The organism is Chromobacterium vaccinii (genome assembly GCF_000971335.1).
GTDB classification, from domain to species: domain Bacteria; phylum Pseudomonadota; class Gammaproteobacteria; order Burkholderiales; family Chromobacteriaceae; genus Chromobacterium; species Chromobacterium vaccinii.
This window is the reverse complement of record NZ_JZJL01000072.1, coordinates 1-14,257: the sequence shown is the minus strand read 5'-3', so window position 1 is coordinate 14,257 and position 14,257 is coordinate 1. Positions and strand designations below refer to the sequence as shown.

17 protein-coding genes, 2 tRNA genes and 1 pseudogene are annotated in these 14,257 nt (G+C 66.6%); 12 read left to right on the top strand and 8 right to left on the bottom strand.

Annotated features, from left to right (window positions below; translation table 11 throughout):
* Together VL52_RS25750 and VL52_RS21445 are read right to left on the bottom strand one after the other, a co-directional pair.
* Window positions 1-165, bottom strand: a pseudogene (locus tag VL52_RS25750) (DNA-processing protein DprA); the annotation flags it as partial.
* Window positions 165-1,199, bottom strand: coding sequence for a LysM peptidoglycan-binding domain-containing protein (locus tag VL52_RS21445; RefSeq protein ID WP_046158950.1), 1,035 nt, complete (start codon window positions 1,197-1,199; stop codon window positions 165-167). The pseudogene VL52_RS25750 and the gene VL52_RS21445, both read right to left, overlap by 1 nt.
* 126 nt (window positions 1,200-1,325) lie before the next feature.
* On the opposite strand from VL52_RS21445, the gene def reads away from it, so the two are divergent.
* The 8 genes from def (at window position 1,326) to VL52_RS21405 (ending at window position 9,981) form a co-directional block, all read left to right on the top strand.
* A complete protein-coding gene (gene def, locus VL52_RS21440; protein ID WP_046158949.1) occupies window positions 1,326-1,829 on the top strand; it encodes a peptide deformylase in 504 nt (167 codons plus the stop codon).
* A 73-nt stretch (window positions 1,830-1,902) separates the two neighbouring features.
* Window positions 1,903-2,826, top strand: coding sequence for a methionyl-tRNA formyltransferase (gene fmt / locus VL52_RS21435; protein ID WP_046158948.1), 924 nt, complete (start codon window positions 1,903-1,905; stop codon window positions 2,824-2,826).
* Window positions 2,827-2,949: 123 nt separating this feature from the next.
* Window positions 2,950-3,804: a zinc metalloprotease HtpX gene (gene htpX, locus VL52_RS21430; RefSeq protein WP_046158947.1), complete on the top strand. Its 855-nt coding sequence runs from the start codon at window positions 2,950-2,952 to the stop codon at window positions 3,802-3,804.
* Between the two features lie 66 nt (window positions 3,805-3,870).
* The gene (gene rsmB / locus VL52_RS21425; protein WP_046158946.1) at window positions 3,871-5,121 is read left to right on the top strand and encodes a 16S rRNA (cytosine(967)-C(5))-methyltransferase RsmB; all 1,251 of its coding nucleotides are present in this window, start codon (window positions 3,871-3,873) and stop codon (window positions 5,119-5,121) included.
* Window positions 5,108-5,680 carry a DUF4390 domain-containing protein gene (locus VL52_RS21420; RefSeq protein WP_231161921.1) on the top strand — a complete coding sequence of 191 codons (573 nt, stop codon included), beginning with the start codon at window positions 5,108-5,110 and terminating at the stop codon, window positions 5,678-5,680. The genes rsmB and VL52_RS21420 overlap by 14 nt, the downstream gene beginning before the upstream one ends.
* Window positions 5,680-7,791 (top strand): sensor histidine kinase, encoded by a 2,112-nt coding sequence (locus VL52_RS21415; RefSeq protein ID WP_046158944.1) that lies wholly within the window; start codon window positions 5,680-5,682, stop codon window positions 7,789-7,791. Before VL52_RS21420 ends, VL52_RS21415 begins: the two co-directional genes overlap by 1 nt.
* On the top strand, window positions 7,791-9,059 hold the full coding sequence (locus VL52_RS21410) for a sigma-54-dependent transcriptional regulator (protein WP_011137805.1): 1,269 nt from the start codon (window positions 7,791-7,793) through the stop codon (window positions 9,057-9,059). Before VL52_RS21415 ends, VL52_RS21410 begins: the two co-directional genes overlap by 1 nt.
* Before the next feature lie 154 nt (window positions 9,060-9,213).
* On the top strand, window positions 9,214-9,981 hold the full coding sequence (locus tag VL52_RS21405) for a HesA/MoeB/ThiF family protein (RefSeq protein ID WP_144410362.1): 768 nt from the start codon (window positions 9,214-9,216) through the stop codon (window positions 9,979-9,981).
* 36 nt (window positions 9,982-10,017) lie between these two features.
* On the opposite strand, the gene VL52_RS21400 is transcribed toward VL52_RS21405, so the two are convergent.
* The 5 genes from VL52_RS21400 to VL52_RS21380 all read right to left on the bottom strand — a co-directional run bounded on the left by VL52_RS21400 (window position 10,018) and on the right by VL52_RS21380 (window position 12,755).
* Entirely contained in the window at window positions 10,018-10,503 is a 486-nt protein-coding gene (locus tag VL52_RS21400) for a TlpA family protein disulfide reductase (RefSeq protein WP_046158942.1), read from the bottom strand.
* 29 nt (window positions 10,504-10,532) lie between these two features.
* The gene (locus VL52_RS21395) at window positions 10,533-10,946 is read right to left on the bottom strand and encodes an acyl-CoA thioesterase (RefSeq protein WP_046158941.1); all 414 of its coding nucleotides are present in this window, start codon (window positions 10,944-10,946) and stop codon (window positions 10,533-10,535) included.
* Between the two features lie 27 nt (window positions 10,947-10,973).
* Window positions 10,974-11,351 carry a hypothetical protein gene (locus tag VL52_RS21390; RefSeq protein WP_046158940.1) on the bottom strand — a complete coding sequence of 126 codons (378 nt, stop codon included), beginning with the start codon at window positions 11,349-11,351 and terminating at the stop codon, window positions 10,974-10,976.
* A gap of 14 nt (window positions 11,352-11,365) precedes the next feature.
* On the bottom strand, window positions 11,366-12,196 hold the full coding sequence (locus tag VL52_RS21385) for an energy transducer TonB (protein ID WP_046158939.1): 831 nt from the start codon (window positions 12,194-12,196) through the stop codon (window positions 11,366-11,368).
* A 91-nt stretch (window positions 12,197-12,287) separates the two neighbouring features.
* A complete protein-coding gene (locus tag VL52_RS21380; RefSeq protein WP_021475269.1) occupies window positions 12,288-12,755 on the bottom strand; it encodes a Dps family protein in 468 nt (155 codons plus the stop codon).
* Between the two features lie 76 nt (window positions 12,756-12,831).
* Between VL52_RS21380 and VL52_RS21375 the strand changes: the two genes are divergently transcribed.
* Complete coding sequence (locus VL52_RS21375; RefSeq protein WP_046158938.1) at window positions 12,832-13,128, top strand: DUF167 domain-containing protein; 297 nt, start codon at window positions 12,832-12,834, stop codon at window positions 13,126-13,128.
* Here VL52_RS21375 and VL52_RS21370 read toward each other — a convergent pair.
* Window positions 13,122-13,562, bottom strand: a complete 441-nt coding sequence (locus VL52_RS21370; RefSeq protein ID WP_046158937.1) for an FxsA family protein — start codon at window positions 13,560-13,562, stop codon at window positions 13,122-13,124. The two genes, VL52_RS21375 and VL52_RS21370, sit on opposite strands and share 7 nt — an antisense overlap.
* A gap of 31 nt (window positions 13,563-13,593) precedes the next feature.
* On the opposite strand from VL52_RS21370, the gene cutA reads away from it, so the two are divergent.
* From cutA to VL52_RS21355, 3 genes are all read left to right on the top strand, one after another.
* The gene (cutA, locus tag VL52_RS21365; RefSeq protein WP_082113881.1) at window positions 13,594-13,908 is read left to right on the top strand and encodes a divalent-cation tolerance protein CutA; all 315 of its coding nucleotides are present in this window, start codon (window positions 13,594-13,596) and stop codon (window positions 13,906-13,908) included.
* 129 nt (window positions 13,909-14,037) lie between these two features.
* Window positions 14,038-14,113: transfer RNA gene (locus VL52_RS21360), tRNA-Lys, on the top strand.
* A gap of 38 nt (window positions 14,114-14,151) precedes the next feature.
* Window positions 14,152-14,227: transfer RNA gene (locus VL52_RS21355), tRNA-Lys, on the top strand.
* Window positions 14,228-14,257 lie beyond the last annotated feature (30 nt).

The following is a 14,257-nucleotide window of genomic DNA, read 5'->3' as shown; positions in this document are numbered from 1 at the left end:
CAGCGCCTCGGCCGCCTCGCGGCCCACCAGCTTCTCGGTTTGGGCGGCGCGGGCGGCCGCCGCGTGTTCGGCCGAGCCGAACGCGTCGATCAGCTTGAGAAAGCCGACCGGCCCGATGCCGGGCGTCAGCGCCAGCGTCAGCCAGGCTTGCAGTTCAGTGGTCATCAGTCTTCCGGCGTGGCGACGCTGTCGCCGACGTAAAGGGCGCCCAGGCTATCGAGCACCAGCGCGTAGGACACCTTGTCGAACACGCGATAGACGAACAGCGAGCCGGCCTGCTCGGTCGGCAGCTGGGTTTCGCGCTTCTTGCCGGCGGCGTCGGTGATGGTGATGGGGTTACCCTTCTTGTAGATGCCGAACACCAGGCCCGGCTCGATGTGGTTGCGCGCGCCCAGGTTCAGCGCCACCGTCGAGTACTGGGCGGCGCCGTCTAGACCCTGGTAGACGGCGATGATCTTGCCGCGCAGGTCTTCTTCCGGGCGGCGCGGCACGTAGTTGACGAAAGCGGCCTTGGGCGCGCGCACCAGGTGGTCGCCGACCAGCACTTCGCCGGCCACGCTGCGGACCGTCAGCGTCTGGATGTCTGGACGCAGCTTGTCTACCGCCAGATCGCCACCATATACGGCTTCGACCCCGAGCACTTCCTTGCTGTCGGGGTCCACCAGCTGCTTTCCCAGCCGGTATGCCTGCCAGGTGCCGTTCTCCGTCACGCCGCTGGCGTAGACGCGGTCGCTCTGGGTGATGCTGAGCCGCTCGTCCGGTCCGGCCACCAGCCTCGGCCCGGTGGCGAACTGGGCGGGATCGACCACCAGCGGCCGCGCGAGGAAGGGCTCGATCGCTTCGGCCGGAATGCTGGCGATCGCGCGGTCCTGCTCCTCGGGCCTGGCCTGGGGCGACAGCTTGACCTCGCGTTGGATGTCGGAAGCCAGGCTGAGCCTGGGCCGGCCGTTGACGTAATCGAGCACCAGCACATTGCCTGGGTAGATCCAGTGTGGGTTGCGGACCTGGTCGCGGTTCATCCGCCACAGTTCCGGCCAGCGCCAAGGGCTTTGCAGGTAATGGCCGGCGATGCTCCACAGCGTGTCGCCGCGCGTTACGGTGTAGCGCGAGGGGGCGTCGGGCTTGACGGTCAGATCGTCTGAAAAGGCGGGAAAGGCCAGCCCCATCAGCAGGGCAAGCGATATAATGCGTTTACGCATGCGAGGAATCCCAATTTTGATGCCGGCGCGCCAAGGCGCGGCGCCGGAGAGGAACGAAGCTGCGCCGAACCGCTCTATTATCGACGCGGGCGCGGCAATACGACAACTTGGAGTGAGTGGATAGCAATGGCGCTGTTGAACATTTTGCATTACCCGGACGAAAGACTGCACACGGTGGCCAAGCCGGTGGAGGTTTTCGACGCCGCGTTGCAGCAGCAGATAGACGATATGTTCGAGACCATGTACGAGGCCAAGGGCATCGGCCTGGCGGCCACGCAGGTCGATTACCATCGCCGCCTGGTGGTGATGGACATCTCGGAGGAGCGCGACGAGCGCCGGGTGTTCATCAACCCGGAGATCGTCTCCAAGGACGGCGAGACCGTCTATGAAGAAGGCTGCCTGTCGGTGCCCGGCATCTACGACAAGGTGACCCGCGCCGAACACGTCAAGGTGAAGGCGCTGGGCCGCGACGGCAAACCGTTCGAGCTGGAGGCCGACGGCCTGCTGGCGATCTGCATCCAGCATGAGATCGACCACCTGAACGGCGTGGTGTTCGTCGAGCGGCTGTCGCAGATGAAGCAGACCCGCATCAAGACCAAGCTGAAAAAGCGCGAAAAGCAGAACATGTGATTTCCGGCCGGATGGCCAGGAGCAGGCGGCGCCGCGCGACGGCGCCGCTGTCGTTGTCGGGGAACTGATCAAGATGAAACTGATTTTTGCCGGTACGCCGGAATTCGCCGCCGCCGCGCTGCGCGCGCTGATAGGCGCCGGCCACGAGATCGCGCTGGTGCTGACCCAGCCCGACCGCCCGGCCGGCCGCGGCATGAAGCTGAAACCGAGTCCGGTCAAGGAAGTGGCGCTGGCGCATGGCCTGCGCGTCGAGCAGCCGGAAAAGCTGCGCGGCAACCTGGAAGCGCAGCAGATGCTGCGCGACGTCGGCGCCGAGGTGATGGTGGTGGCCGCCTACGGCCTGATCCTGCCGCAGGACGTGCTGGAGATTCCGGCGCGAGGCTGCCTGAACATCCATGCGTCCTTGCTGCCGCGCTGGCGCGGCGCGGCGCCGATCCAGCGCGCCATCCTGGCCGGCGACGCGGAAACCGGCATCACCGTCATGCAGATGGATGTCGGCCTCGACACCGGCGACATGCTGAGCATCCACCCGCTGGCGATCGCCGCCGACGAAACCGCCGCCACGCTGCACGACAAGCTGGCCGCCTGCGGCGCGCAGGCCATCGTCGAGACGCTGGGCCGCCTGGACGCGATCCAGCCGCAAAAGCAGCCGGAAGACGGCGTCACCTACGCGCAAAAGCTGTCCAAGTCCGAAGCCGAGGTCGACTGGACGCTGCCGGCCGAGGATGTCGCCCGCGCGATCCGCGCCTACAACCCGGCGCCGGGCGCTTTCACCACGCTGAACGGCGAACCGCTGAAGCTGTGGCTGGCCAGCGCCGAGGCCGGTTCCGCCGAGCCGGGCGCGGTGGTGTCCGCCGACGCCGACGGCGTGCTGGTGGGGGCCGGGCAGGGCCTGGTGCGGCTGACGGTACTGCAGGCCGCTGGCGGCAAGCGGCTGGCGGCGCGCGATTTCGTCGCCGGCAAGAACCTGCCGGCGGGAACCCGCCTGGGCGTTTGACGCACTAAGAGTCTGTCCGCGGTCTTTTTCTCGTGGCGGCGGTTCCCCGTCGGCCGCGGGTCTGGAAAAAAGATCGCGCGCAGTCTCTAAAAATAGGCAAACCCGCAGTTGCGAGAGGAGAGCATGAACGATAACTGGCTGAAGACCACGCTGCTGATGGCCGCGATCATGGCCCTGTTCGTCCTGATCGGCGGCATGTTGGGCGGCAAGGGCGGCATGTTGCTGGCGCTGTTGTTCGGCGGCGGCATGAATCTGTTCGCCTGGTGGAATTCCGACCGCATGGTGCTGTCGATGTACAACGCGCAGGAAGTGGACGCCAACAGCGCGCCCGAATTCTACAGCATGGTGGCGGAGCTGGCGCAGCGCGCCGGCCTGCCGATGCCGCGCGTCTACGTGATCCATGAGGACCAGCCCAACGCCTTCGCCACCGGCCGCAATCCTGAGAACGCCGCGGTGGCCGCCACCAGCGGCATCATGCGCATGCTCGACTACCGCGAACTGCGCGGCGTGATGGCCCATGAGCTGGCCCACGTCAAGCACCGCGACACCCTGATCTCCACCATTTCGGCGACGATGGCGGGCGCGATCTCCGCGCTGGCCAACTTCGCGATGTTCTTCGGCGGCCGCGACGAGAACGGCCAGCCGGTCGGCCTGCTGCCGCGGCTGGCGGTGGCCTTCCTCGCGCCGGTGGCGGCCAGCCTGATCCAGATGGCGATCTCGCGCGCGCGCGAGTTCGAGGCCGACCGAGGCGGGGCGGAAATTTCCGGCGACCCGCTGGCTTTGGCTTCCGCTTTGCAGAAAATCGAATATTATGCCCAGGGCATTGCGATGCCGGCCGCCGAGGCGCACCCGGAGACCGCGCAGATGATGATCATCAATCCGCTGTCCGGCGGCGGTGTCGGCGATTTGTTCCGCACCCACCCGCATACCGCCGACCGTATTGAACGGCTGCACGCGCTGGCGCGCGGCGCCTGTTGACGCAAGCACTTGAACCGACCCGCGGCCAGTCCCCAGGACTGGCCTTGTTTCATCGAAAGACACATCATGCATCAAATCCAGCAACTGGCCGCCGAGATCCTGGCCCGCATCGAGGCCGGCACCACCCTCACCGACGCGCTGGCCGACGCCCATCGCCAGGCCGGCAAGCTGACGCCCGCCGAACGCGGCGCGCTGCAGGACCTGAGCTACGGCAGCCTGCGCCATCTGGGCGTGCTGCGCCACTGCCTGCGCCAGCTGGTGCCGCATCCGCTGCCGGAGCCGCAGGTGGAGCGCCTGCTGCTGATCGCGCTGTACCAGCTGCAATACACCCGCGCCGCGCAGTACGCGGTGGTGCACGAGGCGGTGACGCTGGCCGGCATGATGGCGCGCGGCAAGTTCAAGGCCCTGGTCAACGGCGTGCTGCGCAACTTCCAGCGCCGCCGCGACGAGCTGCTGGCCAACGCCGCGGCCGATGAGGTGGCGCAGGCCAACCATCCGGACTGGTGGGTGGCGCGGCTGAAGGCGGCCTATCCCGCGGAATGGCGCGGCATCCTGGACGCCAGCAACGTCCACCCGCCGCTGACGCTGCGCGTCAATCGCCGCCGCGTCTCGGTGGACGACTATCTGGGCCGGCTGGAGGAGGCCGGCCTGGCGGCCAAGGCCCTGGGTGACGACGCGGTGCAACTGGCGCGGCCGGTGGCGGTGCGCGATCTGCCCGGCTTCGCCGACGGCCTGGCCTCGGTGCAGGACGAGGGCGCGCAGCGCGCCGCGCACTGGCTGGACCTGCAGCCGGGCTTGCGGGTGCTGGACGCCTGCGCCGCGCCGGGCGGCAAGACCGGCCACATGCTGGAGCGCGCCGACGTGGAGGTGACCGCGCTGGACATCGACGCCACGCGGCTGGCCCGCGTCGGCGACAATCTGCGCCGGTTGGGCCTGTCCGCCCAGTTGATCGAGGCCGACGCCTCGCGGCCGGACGACTGGTGGGGCGGCCGTCCGTTCGACCGCATCCTGGCTGACGTGCCGTGCTCGGCTTCCGGCGTGGTGAGACGCCATCCGGACATCAAATGGCTGCGCCGGCCCGGCGATTTCGCCGCGCTGGGAGAGCAGCAGGCGGCGATGGCCGACGCGCTGTGGCCGCTGCTCGCCAGCGGGGGAAAAATGCTATACGCTACCTGCTCGATTTTTCCCGAAGAAAACCGCCAGCAATTGGAGGGCTTCCTCAAGCGCCACGCGGATGCGGTGTGCCTGAAAGAAGAACAACTGCTGCCTTGTGAGCGACATGACGGCTTCTATTACGCGCTGCTTGAGAAACATTAGCCTGCTGTTGGCTCTGCTCTGTTGCCTGCTGCCGCCGGCGCTGGCCGACACCATAGGCTCGCGCCGCGCGGAGGCCGAGGTGATGCCGGACGGCACGCTGGCGGTCAGCACCCGTTTCCTCACCAAGCTCACCCCCAGCCTCAGCGAGGCGCTGGAGCAGGGGGTGGTGTTGGGCTTCCGGCTGGAGTTCGAGCTGACCAAGCCCCGCACCACGTCATATTACCTGTCGCTGCGCGAGTGGTTCGACCCGCACGCGCAGCTGGCTTTCAAACTGTCCTACCAGCCCTTGACCGGCCGCTACCGCGTCACTATCGGCAGCCTGTCCAATTACTATCCCACCTTGCGCGAAGCCTTGTCCGCCCTCGGCGCGATCCAGGGCTGGCGCGTGCTCAACCCCGGCACGCTGGACCCGAAGAAGCCCGGCCAGGTGGCCGGCCAGGTCCGGTTGCTGCTGGACATCGGCGATCTGCCCAAGCCCTTCCAGATGAACGCGCTGGGCTCTGACGACTGGTCGCTGGATTCCGGCTGGATCAGGCTGGACGTCAAGGACGCCGGCTGATGCGCTACGCCACCATCGCGATGGCGACGGTCGGTGCCATCCTGCTTTATCTGCTGGCGGTGGCCACCGGCAACGCTTCCAAGCTCAACGATTACTACTGGTGGGTGTTCGGGCTGAACAGCCTGCTGTTGCTGGCCCTGCTCGGGGTGGTGGGGCGCCAGCTGTGGCGCTTGCGCCAGCGGGTGAAGAACCGTGTGTTCGGCGCCAAGCTGACGCAGAAGCTGGCGCTGATGTTCGCCGGCGTCGCGCTGGTGCCGGGCCTGTTGGTGTTCACCGTGTCGGCGCAATTCCTGACCCGCAGTATTGAAAGCTGGTTCGACGTGCGCGTCGAGGCGGCGCTGGACCGCGGCCTGGTGCTGGGCCGCAGCGCGCTCAACTACGTGCTGGACGACGTCGGCCGCAAGGGGCGGATGGTGCAGGACGAGGTGGAGGCGCTGCCGGACGGCGTGCTGCCGGTGCGGCTGGAACGGCTGCGCGAGCAGCTGGGCCTGAAGGAAATCGCCATCTTCAGCCGCGGCAACGGCCAGTTGCTGGCTTTCGCCGGCGGCGACGCGCGCGGACTGCCGCAATCCCCGGGCCATGAGGCGCTGCGCGGGGTCAAGCTGCGCACGCCGCAGCAGAGCATAGAAAACGACGGCAACAACGGACTGGCGTTGAGAGTGCTGCTGGCTTACCGGGGCCCGGGCGAGCAGACGCGGGTGCTGCAGCTGCTGCAGGCGGCGCCGGCGGATATCAGCCGCGACGCCGAACAGATCGAAAGCGCTCGCTCCGAATATCGGCAATTGCTGCTGGCGCGGCAGGGCTTGCGCACCTTCTACATGCTGACGCTGGCGCTGGCGGTGCTGCTGGCGCTGACCGCGGCGCTGGCTTTCGCGCTGTTCCTGTCGGAGCGGCTGTCGGCGCCCCTGTCCGAGCTGGCGGCCGGCACCCGGGCGGTGGCGCAGGGCGACTTTTCCAAGCGCCATCCGGTCTACCGCCGCGACGAGCTGGGCATGCTGACCACGCTGTTCAACCGTATGACGCAGCAATTGGACGAGGCGCGGCAGCTGGCGGAAAAGAGCCGCGGCGAGCTCGAGGGCGGCAAGCTTTATCTGGAAAGCATACTGGCGAACCTGTCGGCCGGCGTGATCGCCTTCGGCGGCGACTGGCAGATCCGCGCCGCCAATACCAGCGCCTCGCGCATTCTGGGCTTCGAGTTCAACCTGCTGGCCGAGCACCGCTTTCCGGAGTGGGGCGGCGTGATGCCGGCGGTGGCCAGCCTGGTGGAAACGGTGATGCAGCACGCAGACAGCGATGTCGAGAGCGACTGGCAGACCCAGCTCGGCTACGACACCGCCCAGGGCGAGCGCACGCTGCTGGTGCGCGGCGCGCGGCTGCCCGAGCATTCCAGCGACGGCTACGTGCTGGTGTTCAACGACATCACCGAGCTCGCCCGCGCCCAGCGCGACGCGGCCTGGGGCGAGGTGGCCAAGCGTTTGGCGCACGAGATCCGCAATCCGCTCACCCCCATCCAGCTGTCCGCCGAACGGCTGGCGATGAAGCTGGCGGACAAGCTGGAAGGGCCGGACGCCGACATGCTCAAGCGCTCCACCGACACCATCATCAAGCAGGTGGGCGCGCTGAAAAGCATGGTGGAGGCGTTCCGCGACTATGCCCGCGCGCCCAAGATCAAACTGGTGAAACTTGATCTCAATCAGGTGATCCGGGAGGTGATGGCCCTTTACGAATCCAATCCTGCTGTTAAGATTGCGCTGGACGAAGTTCCGCTGATGATCATGGGGGATGCGGCTCTGCTGCGGCAGGTGCTGCATAACCTGATGCAAAACGCCCAGGATGCAGTCCTTGACGTTGGCATCCCGATGATTCAAATTAGCAGCCGACAAGAAGAAGGAAACGCGCTCGTCAGCGTCGAGGACAATGGCGCGGGCTTCGGCCCGGACATCCTCAGACGCGCGTTCGAGCCATATGTGACCAGTAAAGCCAAGGGAACCGGTCTTGGACTGGCCGTGGTCAAGAAGATTATGGAAGAACACCATGGACAGGTCATTTTGGGGAACGCCGGGCAGCATGGGGCGCGTGTCCTTCTCTCCCTGCCATTGCTGGAGGCCTAATGCGTAGCAGCGACATTTTGATTGTGGACGACGAGATCGGCATCCGAGAGCTGCTCTCCGAGATCCTGCAGGACGAAGGTTATACCGTGGCTTTGGCGGAAAACGCCGAAGTGGCCCGCCAATTGCGCAATCAGACCCGGCCGGCGCTGGTGCTGCTGGACATCTGGATGCCAGACTGCGACGGCGTCACCCTGCTGAAGGAGTGGGCCAAGTCCGGCCTGCTCAACATGCCGGTGGTGATGATGTCCGGTCACGCCAGCATAGACACCGCGGTGGAAGCCACCCGCATCGGCGCCTTCGACTTCCTGGAAAAGCCGATCGCGCTGCAGAAGCTGTTGACCACCGTTCAGCGCGCGCTGAAATACGGCGACATGCAGGCCAACACCTCGCTGAACCTGGACAAGCTGGGCCGCAGCGAGCCGATCCAGGAACTGAAGCGCCAGCTGGAGCGCGTGGCCAAGGTCAAGTCGCCGGTGCTGCTGACCGGCGAGTCCGGCTCCGGCTTTGAGCTGGTGGCGCGCTTTTTCCATCAGGGCAACACCCCCTGGGTGACGCCGGCCAAGCTGGAGCAGCTGGCGGACGCGCCGCTGGAGCTCTTGCAGAAGGCCAACAACGGCGTGCTCTACCTGCCGGAGATCGGCCAGTACAGCCGCCGCGTGCAGCAGGGCCTGTTGTTCCTGCTGTCCAAGCTCGACCGCTTCAACGTGCGCCTGATCTGTTCCTGCAGCCGTCCGCTGCAGGAGCTGCTGGTGGACCCGGAGTGCGACAACCGCCTGCTGACCGCGCTGTCCAGCGTGATCGTGCCGATCCCGCCGCTGCGCGAGCACGCCGAGGATATCACCTTCATCGCCGAGCAGATCCTGGTGGAGCTGGTGGAGTCCAAGCAGGTGCCGGCGCGCAAGCTGACCACCGCCGCGCTGAACGCGATGCGCCAGTATGACTGGCCGGGCAATCTGGAGCAGCTGCGCAGCATCATCAAGAGCCTGGCGCTGACCGCCGAGTCGGATGAAGTCGACGCCGCCGAGGTCAACAAGGTGCTGGCGCAGTTCCGCCACGAAAAGCCGGTGGAGGAGTCGGGCTTCGACTTCAACATCCCGCTGCGCGAGTTGCGCGAACAGCTGGAGCGCCGCTATTTCGAGTACCACATCTCGCTGGAGAACGGCAATATGAGCCGGGTGGCGCAGAAGGTGGGCCTGGAGCGCACTCACTTGTACCGCAAGCTGAAGCAGCTGGGCATCAAGTTCGCCCGCAAGGTGGCGGAGGAGTAAGGCAAAACGCCTGATGCTGCGTTGCGGTAATGTTGGGCTTCGCTTTGCTCAGCCCAACCTACGAGGCGCGCCTTGTCTCAGGCGTTTTGCTCGACACAAATCGCTTATCGACGCCAGCCTTTCCGGCTGGCGTTTCGCATTCTGGAGCATGAGCATGGAGCAAGACCGCGAACTGGACGACGAGGCGCTGCTGCGCTATAGCCGCCACATCCTGTTGCCGGAGATCGACATCGAAGGCCAGCGCCGGCTGCTGGCGGCGCGCGCGCTGATCGTCGGCGCCGGCGGCCTGGGCTCGCCGGCGGCGCTGTACCTGGCCAGCGCCGGCGTCGGCCGGATCACGATCGTCGACGACGACGTGGTGGAGCTGTCCAATCTGCAGCGCCAGATTGCCCACGACGCCGCCAGCCTGGGCCAGGGCAAGGCCGAGTCGGCGGCGCGTAGGATGGCCGCGATGAATCCTTCGATCGAGGTCAGGCCGCTGGCCGAGCGGTTGGCAGGCGACAGATTGATGGCCGAGGTGGCCGCGCACGATCTGGTGCTGGATTGCTCGGACAATTTCGCCACCCGCCATGCGGTTAACCGCGCCTGCGTCGCCGCCAGGGTGCCGCTGGTGTCCGGCGCGGCAGTGCGTTTCTCGGGCCAGCTGGCGGTGTTCGACAGCCGCGACGCCGCCTCGCCGTGCTACCACTGCCTGTTTCCGGATGAGGGCGAGGCCGGCGATGGCCCTTGCGCCACCTTCGGCGTGCTGTCGCCCTTGGTGGGCGTGATCGGCAGCCTGCAGGCGGTGGAGGCGGTCAAGCTGCTGGCCGGCGTCGCGCCGGCGCTGGGCAAACTGACGCTGTACGACGCGCTGAACGGCGGTTTCAAGCAGATCCGCGTGCCGCGCGATCCGGGCTGCGCGGTGTGCGGGGGGAGAGGGTAGGAAAACGCCCCGGCCGGCGGGGCGGCGGTTTGCGGCTTAGAGGTGCTGCTCGATCAGCTTGCGCACCTCGGGGAAGTTCATCACCCCGACGTAGCGCTTGATGATGTTGCCCTGTTTGTCGATCAGGAAAGTCGTCGGCGCCAGCTGGATGTCGCCGAAGGCCTTGGCCGTGGTTCCCTGCGGGTCCAGCGCGACGAAGAAGGGCAACTGGTTCTTGGCGACGAAGTTCTGCACGTAGTTGGGCGGGTCGTAGCTCATCGCCACCGCCAGCACGTTCAGCCCCTTGCCGCCGTAGTCATGGTGCAGCTTCTTGATTTCCGGCATCTCCTCGACGCAGCCGGGACAGCTGGTGGCCCAGAAGTTGACCAGCACCACCTTGCCTTTCAGCGCCGAGGTGCTGGTGGCGGTGCCGGTCAGAGAGGTCAGCTTCACCTCGGGCGCCGGGTTGCCGGAGAACATCAGCTTGTAGGCGGCGCCGGCGGCGACCAGCAGCGCCAGCGCAATGATCAAACCCTTCTTCATCTCGATTTCCTGTCGTGTCTGCCGCCGGTTCAGACCGGGCCGGCGGTCATCTGTTCCAGCATGTCCTTCAATTGTCCTTCCAGCACCACCGCCTTGTTCTGCTTGGCGTCGAACACCACGAAGGTGACGTCGGCCTCGGCCACTACAGTGTCGGCGCCTTCCAGCAGCACGCGCTGGTGGATCACTGCGCTGCGGTTGCCGATGGACTTCAGGCCGGTCTCGATCAGCAGCTGCTCGCCCATCAGCGCCGGGCGGCGATAGTCGATGTTGATGTTGACCACGGCCAGCGCCAGGCCGGATTTCAGGAACCAGTCCAGTCCGCCTTGCTCTTCGAACTGGCTCCAGCGCGCTTCTTCCAGAAATTCCAGGTAGCGCGCGTTGTTGACGTGGCCGAACAGGTCCAGATGATAGCCGCGGACCTTGATCCGGGTGTGGTGCGCCATGTGTTTCCCCTCTATTGTGTGTGGCGGTTAATCGGCGTGGCCGTCCAGATCCAGCGGCGCGAAGGCCTCTCGCTCCAGCGGCTCTTCGACCAGGTCGGTCAGCACCGAGTGGATTTCCACCTTGAACCATTGCTGGAACAGGTTGGGACTGATGTTCTGCGGCCACAGGCTCTCGTCTTCGCACCAGTCGGCCAGCTCGGCCTCGAACAGCTGGCGATGGCGTTGCTGCACGAAGCGGCGCGCGGCGTCGGCGTCTTCCGCTGGCGGGATCAGCAGCGCGTTGCTGTCGGCGGCCAGCGCTTCCAGCGTCAGTTGCGGGTCGATGCCGCCGGGCAGGCTTTTCAGCCAGGCTAGAAACGGGGCCTGCGGGCGCAGCAGCGCGATGCTGCGGTTGACTTCAAACATGATGCTTCCTTGGTTCAATGGCTGGATAAGAGGTTGTCCCGGGTGAAGACGAAGCGCTGGTTGATGCGCATCGCCGGGGCGCGGGCCAGTGCGGGCGGAAACGGCGGGAACGGCGAGGACAGCTCGACGATGCGCTGGGCGGCTTCGTCCAGCACCCGGCTGCCGGAGCTGCGGGTGACCCGCTGTCCCTGCAGGCTGCCGTCGGCGGCTATCGTCACTTCCAGCGTCACCGCGCCGTGCAGGGCCTGGCGGCGCGCCTCATCCGGGTAATTCAGGTTGCCGATGCGCTCCACCTTCAGCCGCCAGTCGGCCTGGTAGCGCGCCCACGGATAGCCGCGGGCCGCCTCGCCAAGCGCGTTGCCGGCCTGGCCGCTCTCCTTGTCGTTGTCGACGATGGCGTTGTCGCCGCCGCGCGACAGCGCGCCGACCTGGGCCAGCAGCGAGCCGGTGCTGACCTGGCCGCTGGGCGGCGAGGGCTGGACCTTGGCCGGCGCCGGGGTTGGGCGGGCTATCGGGTTGGCCGGAGCCGGCGGCGGCATTTTCGCGGCGGGGCGCGGCTTGGGCGGCTCGCGGCGGCTGAGCAGCTGGCGCGGCTCGGCGCTGTTGCCCGAGCCTGAATGATCGATTTCGGCCAGTCGTTCGGTCGGCGGCGCGGCCGGCGCAGGATGGCGGACCAGGCGGATATTGATCTGGGACGCGGGCGCTTCGCCGGGCCGGTCGGGCGCGGAGGCGCGGCCGCCCAGGCTGAGCAGCAGCAGGTGGGCCAGCAGCGAAACGCCCAGCGCCACCCACAGCAGCGGGGCGCTGGACGCGGATGGGCGGGGACGGTACAGGTGATCGGCCATCGCGGGTTTCCGGATTTTGCCAGAGTGTAGCATGGCGGCCATGCAAAAACGCCGCGCGAAGGCGGCGTTTCGGCGGCGGCGCGCGGCCGGCTTATTTTTCCAGCAGGCTGCGCAGCATCCAGGCGGTTTTTTCGTGCACCTGCAGGCGCTGGGTCAGCAGGTCGGCGCTGGGCTCGTCGGAGGCGCGCTCCACCACGGCGAACACGCTGCGGGCGGTGCGGCACACGGTTTCGTGGCCCTCGACCAGCTGGCGGATCATCTCCTCGGCCTTGGGCGGCGCGCCGGCGGATTCGGGGATGGCGGTCAGCTTGGCGTAGTCGGCGTAGCTGCCCGGCGCGTAGTGGCCCAGCGCGCGGATGCGCTCGGCGACGGCGTCCACGGCCAGCGCCAGCTCGTTGTACTGGGTTTCGAACATCAGGTGCAGGGTGTTGAACATCGGCCCGGTGACGTTCCAGTGAAAGTTGTGCGTCTTCAGGTACAGGGTGTAGCTGTCCGCCAGCAGGCGGGACAGGCCGTGGGCGATTTCCTGGCGATCTTGTTCGTTGATGCCGATATCCATGACGATGCTCCTTTTTGGCGGCGCTGCTTCCAGGCCGCGTTTTGGACTACACTTCCCGTTTTGGGCGGGAAATGGGATGAAACCTTGGTTGTCGTGCCATGACGGCTGCGTCCGGCTGACGCTGCACGTGCAGCCGGGCGCCAAGAAGACCGAGGCGGCCGGCGAGCACGGCGACTGCCTGAAGGTCAGGCTGGCGGCGCCGCCGGTGGACGGCAAGGCCAATGCCGCGTTGCTGGCCTGGCTGGCCGATCGTTTCGGCGTCGCCAAGCGCGATGTGGAACTGCTGTCCGGCGACAAGAGCCGGCACAAGGTGGTGCGGATCGCCTGCTGCCTTGATGACGCGGCGGCGCTGGACCGTCTGGGTTTTCACTGAAGGCGGCGTCCCGGCGGCGTGGTTTCGTCCACGCGGCTGAACTCGCCCTCTATGACGTCGCTGCTGGCGGCGGGCCCGGCGGCCGGGCCGGCGCCGGTGGTCCGCAGCGAGATGTCCGGGCCTTTCAGCGGCAGCAGCAGCAGGATGGCGGCGAGATCGCTGAGCAGGCCGGGCAGCAGGAACAGCAGGCCGGCCAGCGCGTAACGCAGCGGCCACAGCAGCGAATACAGCGAAACCTTGTCGCCCTGGCGCATCACGCTGCCCAGCGTCAGCAGCGCGCCCAGCTTCTGGTTGCGCAGCATCCACAGGCCCAGCATCGAGGACAGCACCACCAGCAGGAACACCGCCAGACCGCCGATGCGGTCGGCCAGCGCCACCAGGGCGGCGATTTCTGCGAACGGGTAAATCAATAACAGCAGCGGGAGAACGCGCATCTTGAATCCGATTCCATCTAACGATTGTTTATTGGTTGTCTGCAACGCGCCCGACGCGGAAACCGCCGAGCGCATCGCGACGACGCTGGTGGCCGAGCAGTTGGCCGCCTGCGTCAATGTTCTGGCGCCTTGCCGTTCAGTGTACCGCTGGCAGGGCGCGGTGGAGCGGGCCGAGGAGATTCCGCTGCTGATCAAGACCCGCGCTGACGCGTATCCGCAACTGGAAGCGCGGCTGGCGGCGCTGCATCCGTACCAGGTGCCGGAAATCGTCGCGCTGCCTGTGGCGCAGGGATTGCCCTCTTATCTCACATGGGTATCGAACAGCGTAGTTTCAAGTGGCGAATGATTCCGGCCCGGTTTGTTCCGACTGTTTCCGCCCGTTTTCGTTCCCCTCTCCGGGCGGCGGCGGAGAGAAATTTTTCGCGATACGGCTTGACGCATCTAAAACGTTTCATTATAGTTGCGAGCTCTCGATGGGTCGTTAGCTCAGCTGGTAGAGCAGCGGACTTTTAATCCGTTGGTCGCAGGTTCGAATCCCGCACGACCCACCAGAAAAAAGCTTGATATAGTGTAGTCGCATGTCCCGGACGGGTCGTTAGCTCAGTTGGTAGAGCAGCGGACTCTTAATCCGTAGGTCGAGTGTTCGAGCCACTCACGACCCACCATCCAGAGACATGCCGCCGTACGTTGTGCGG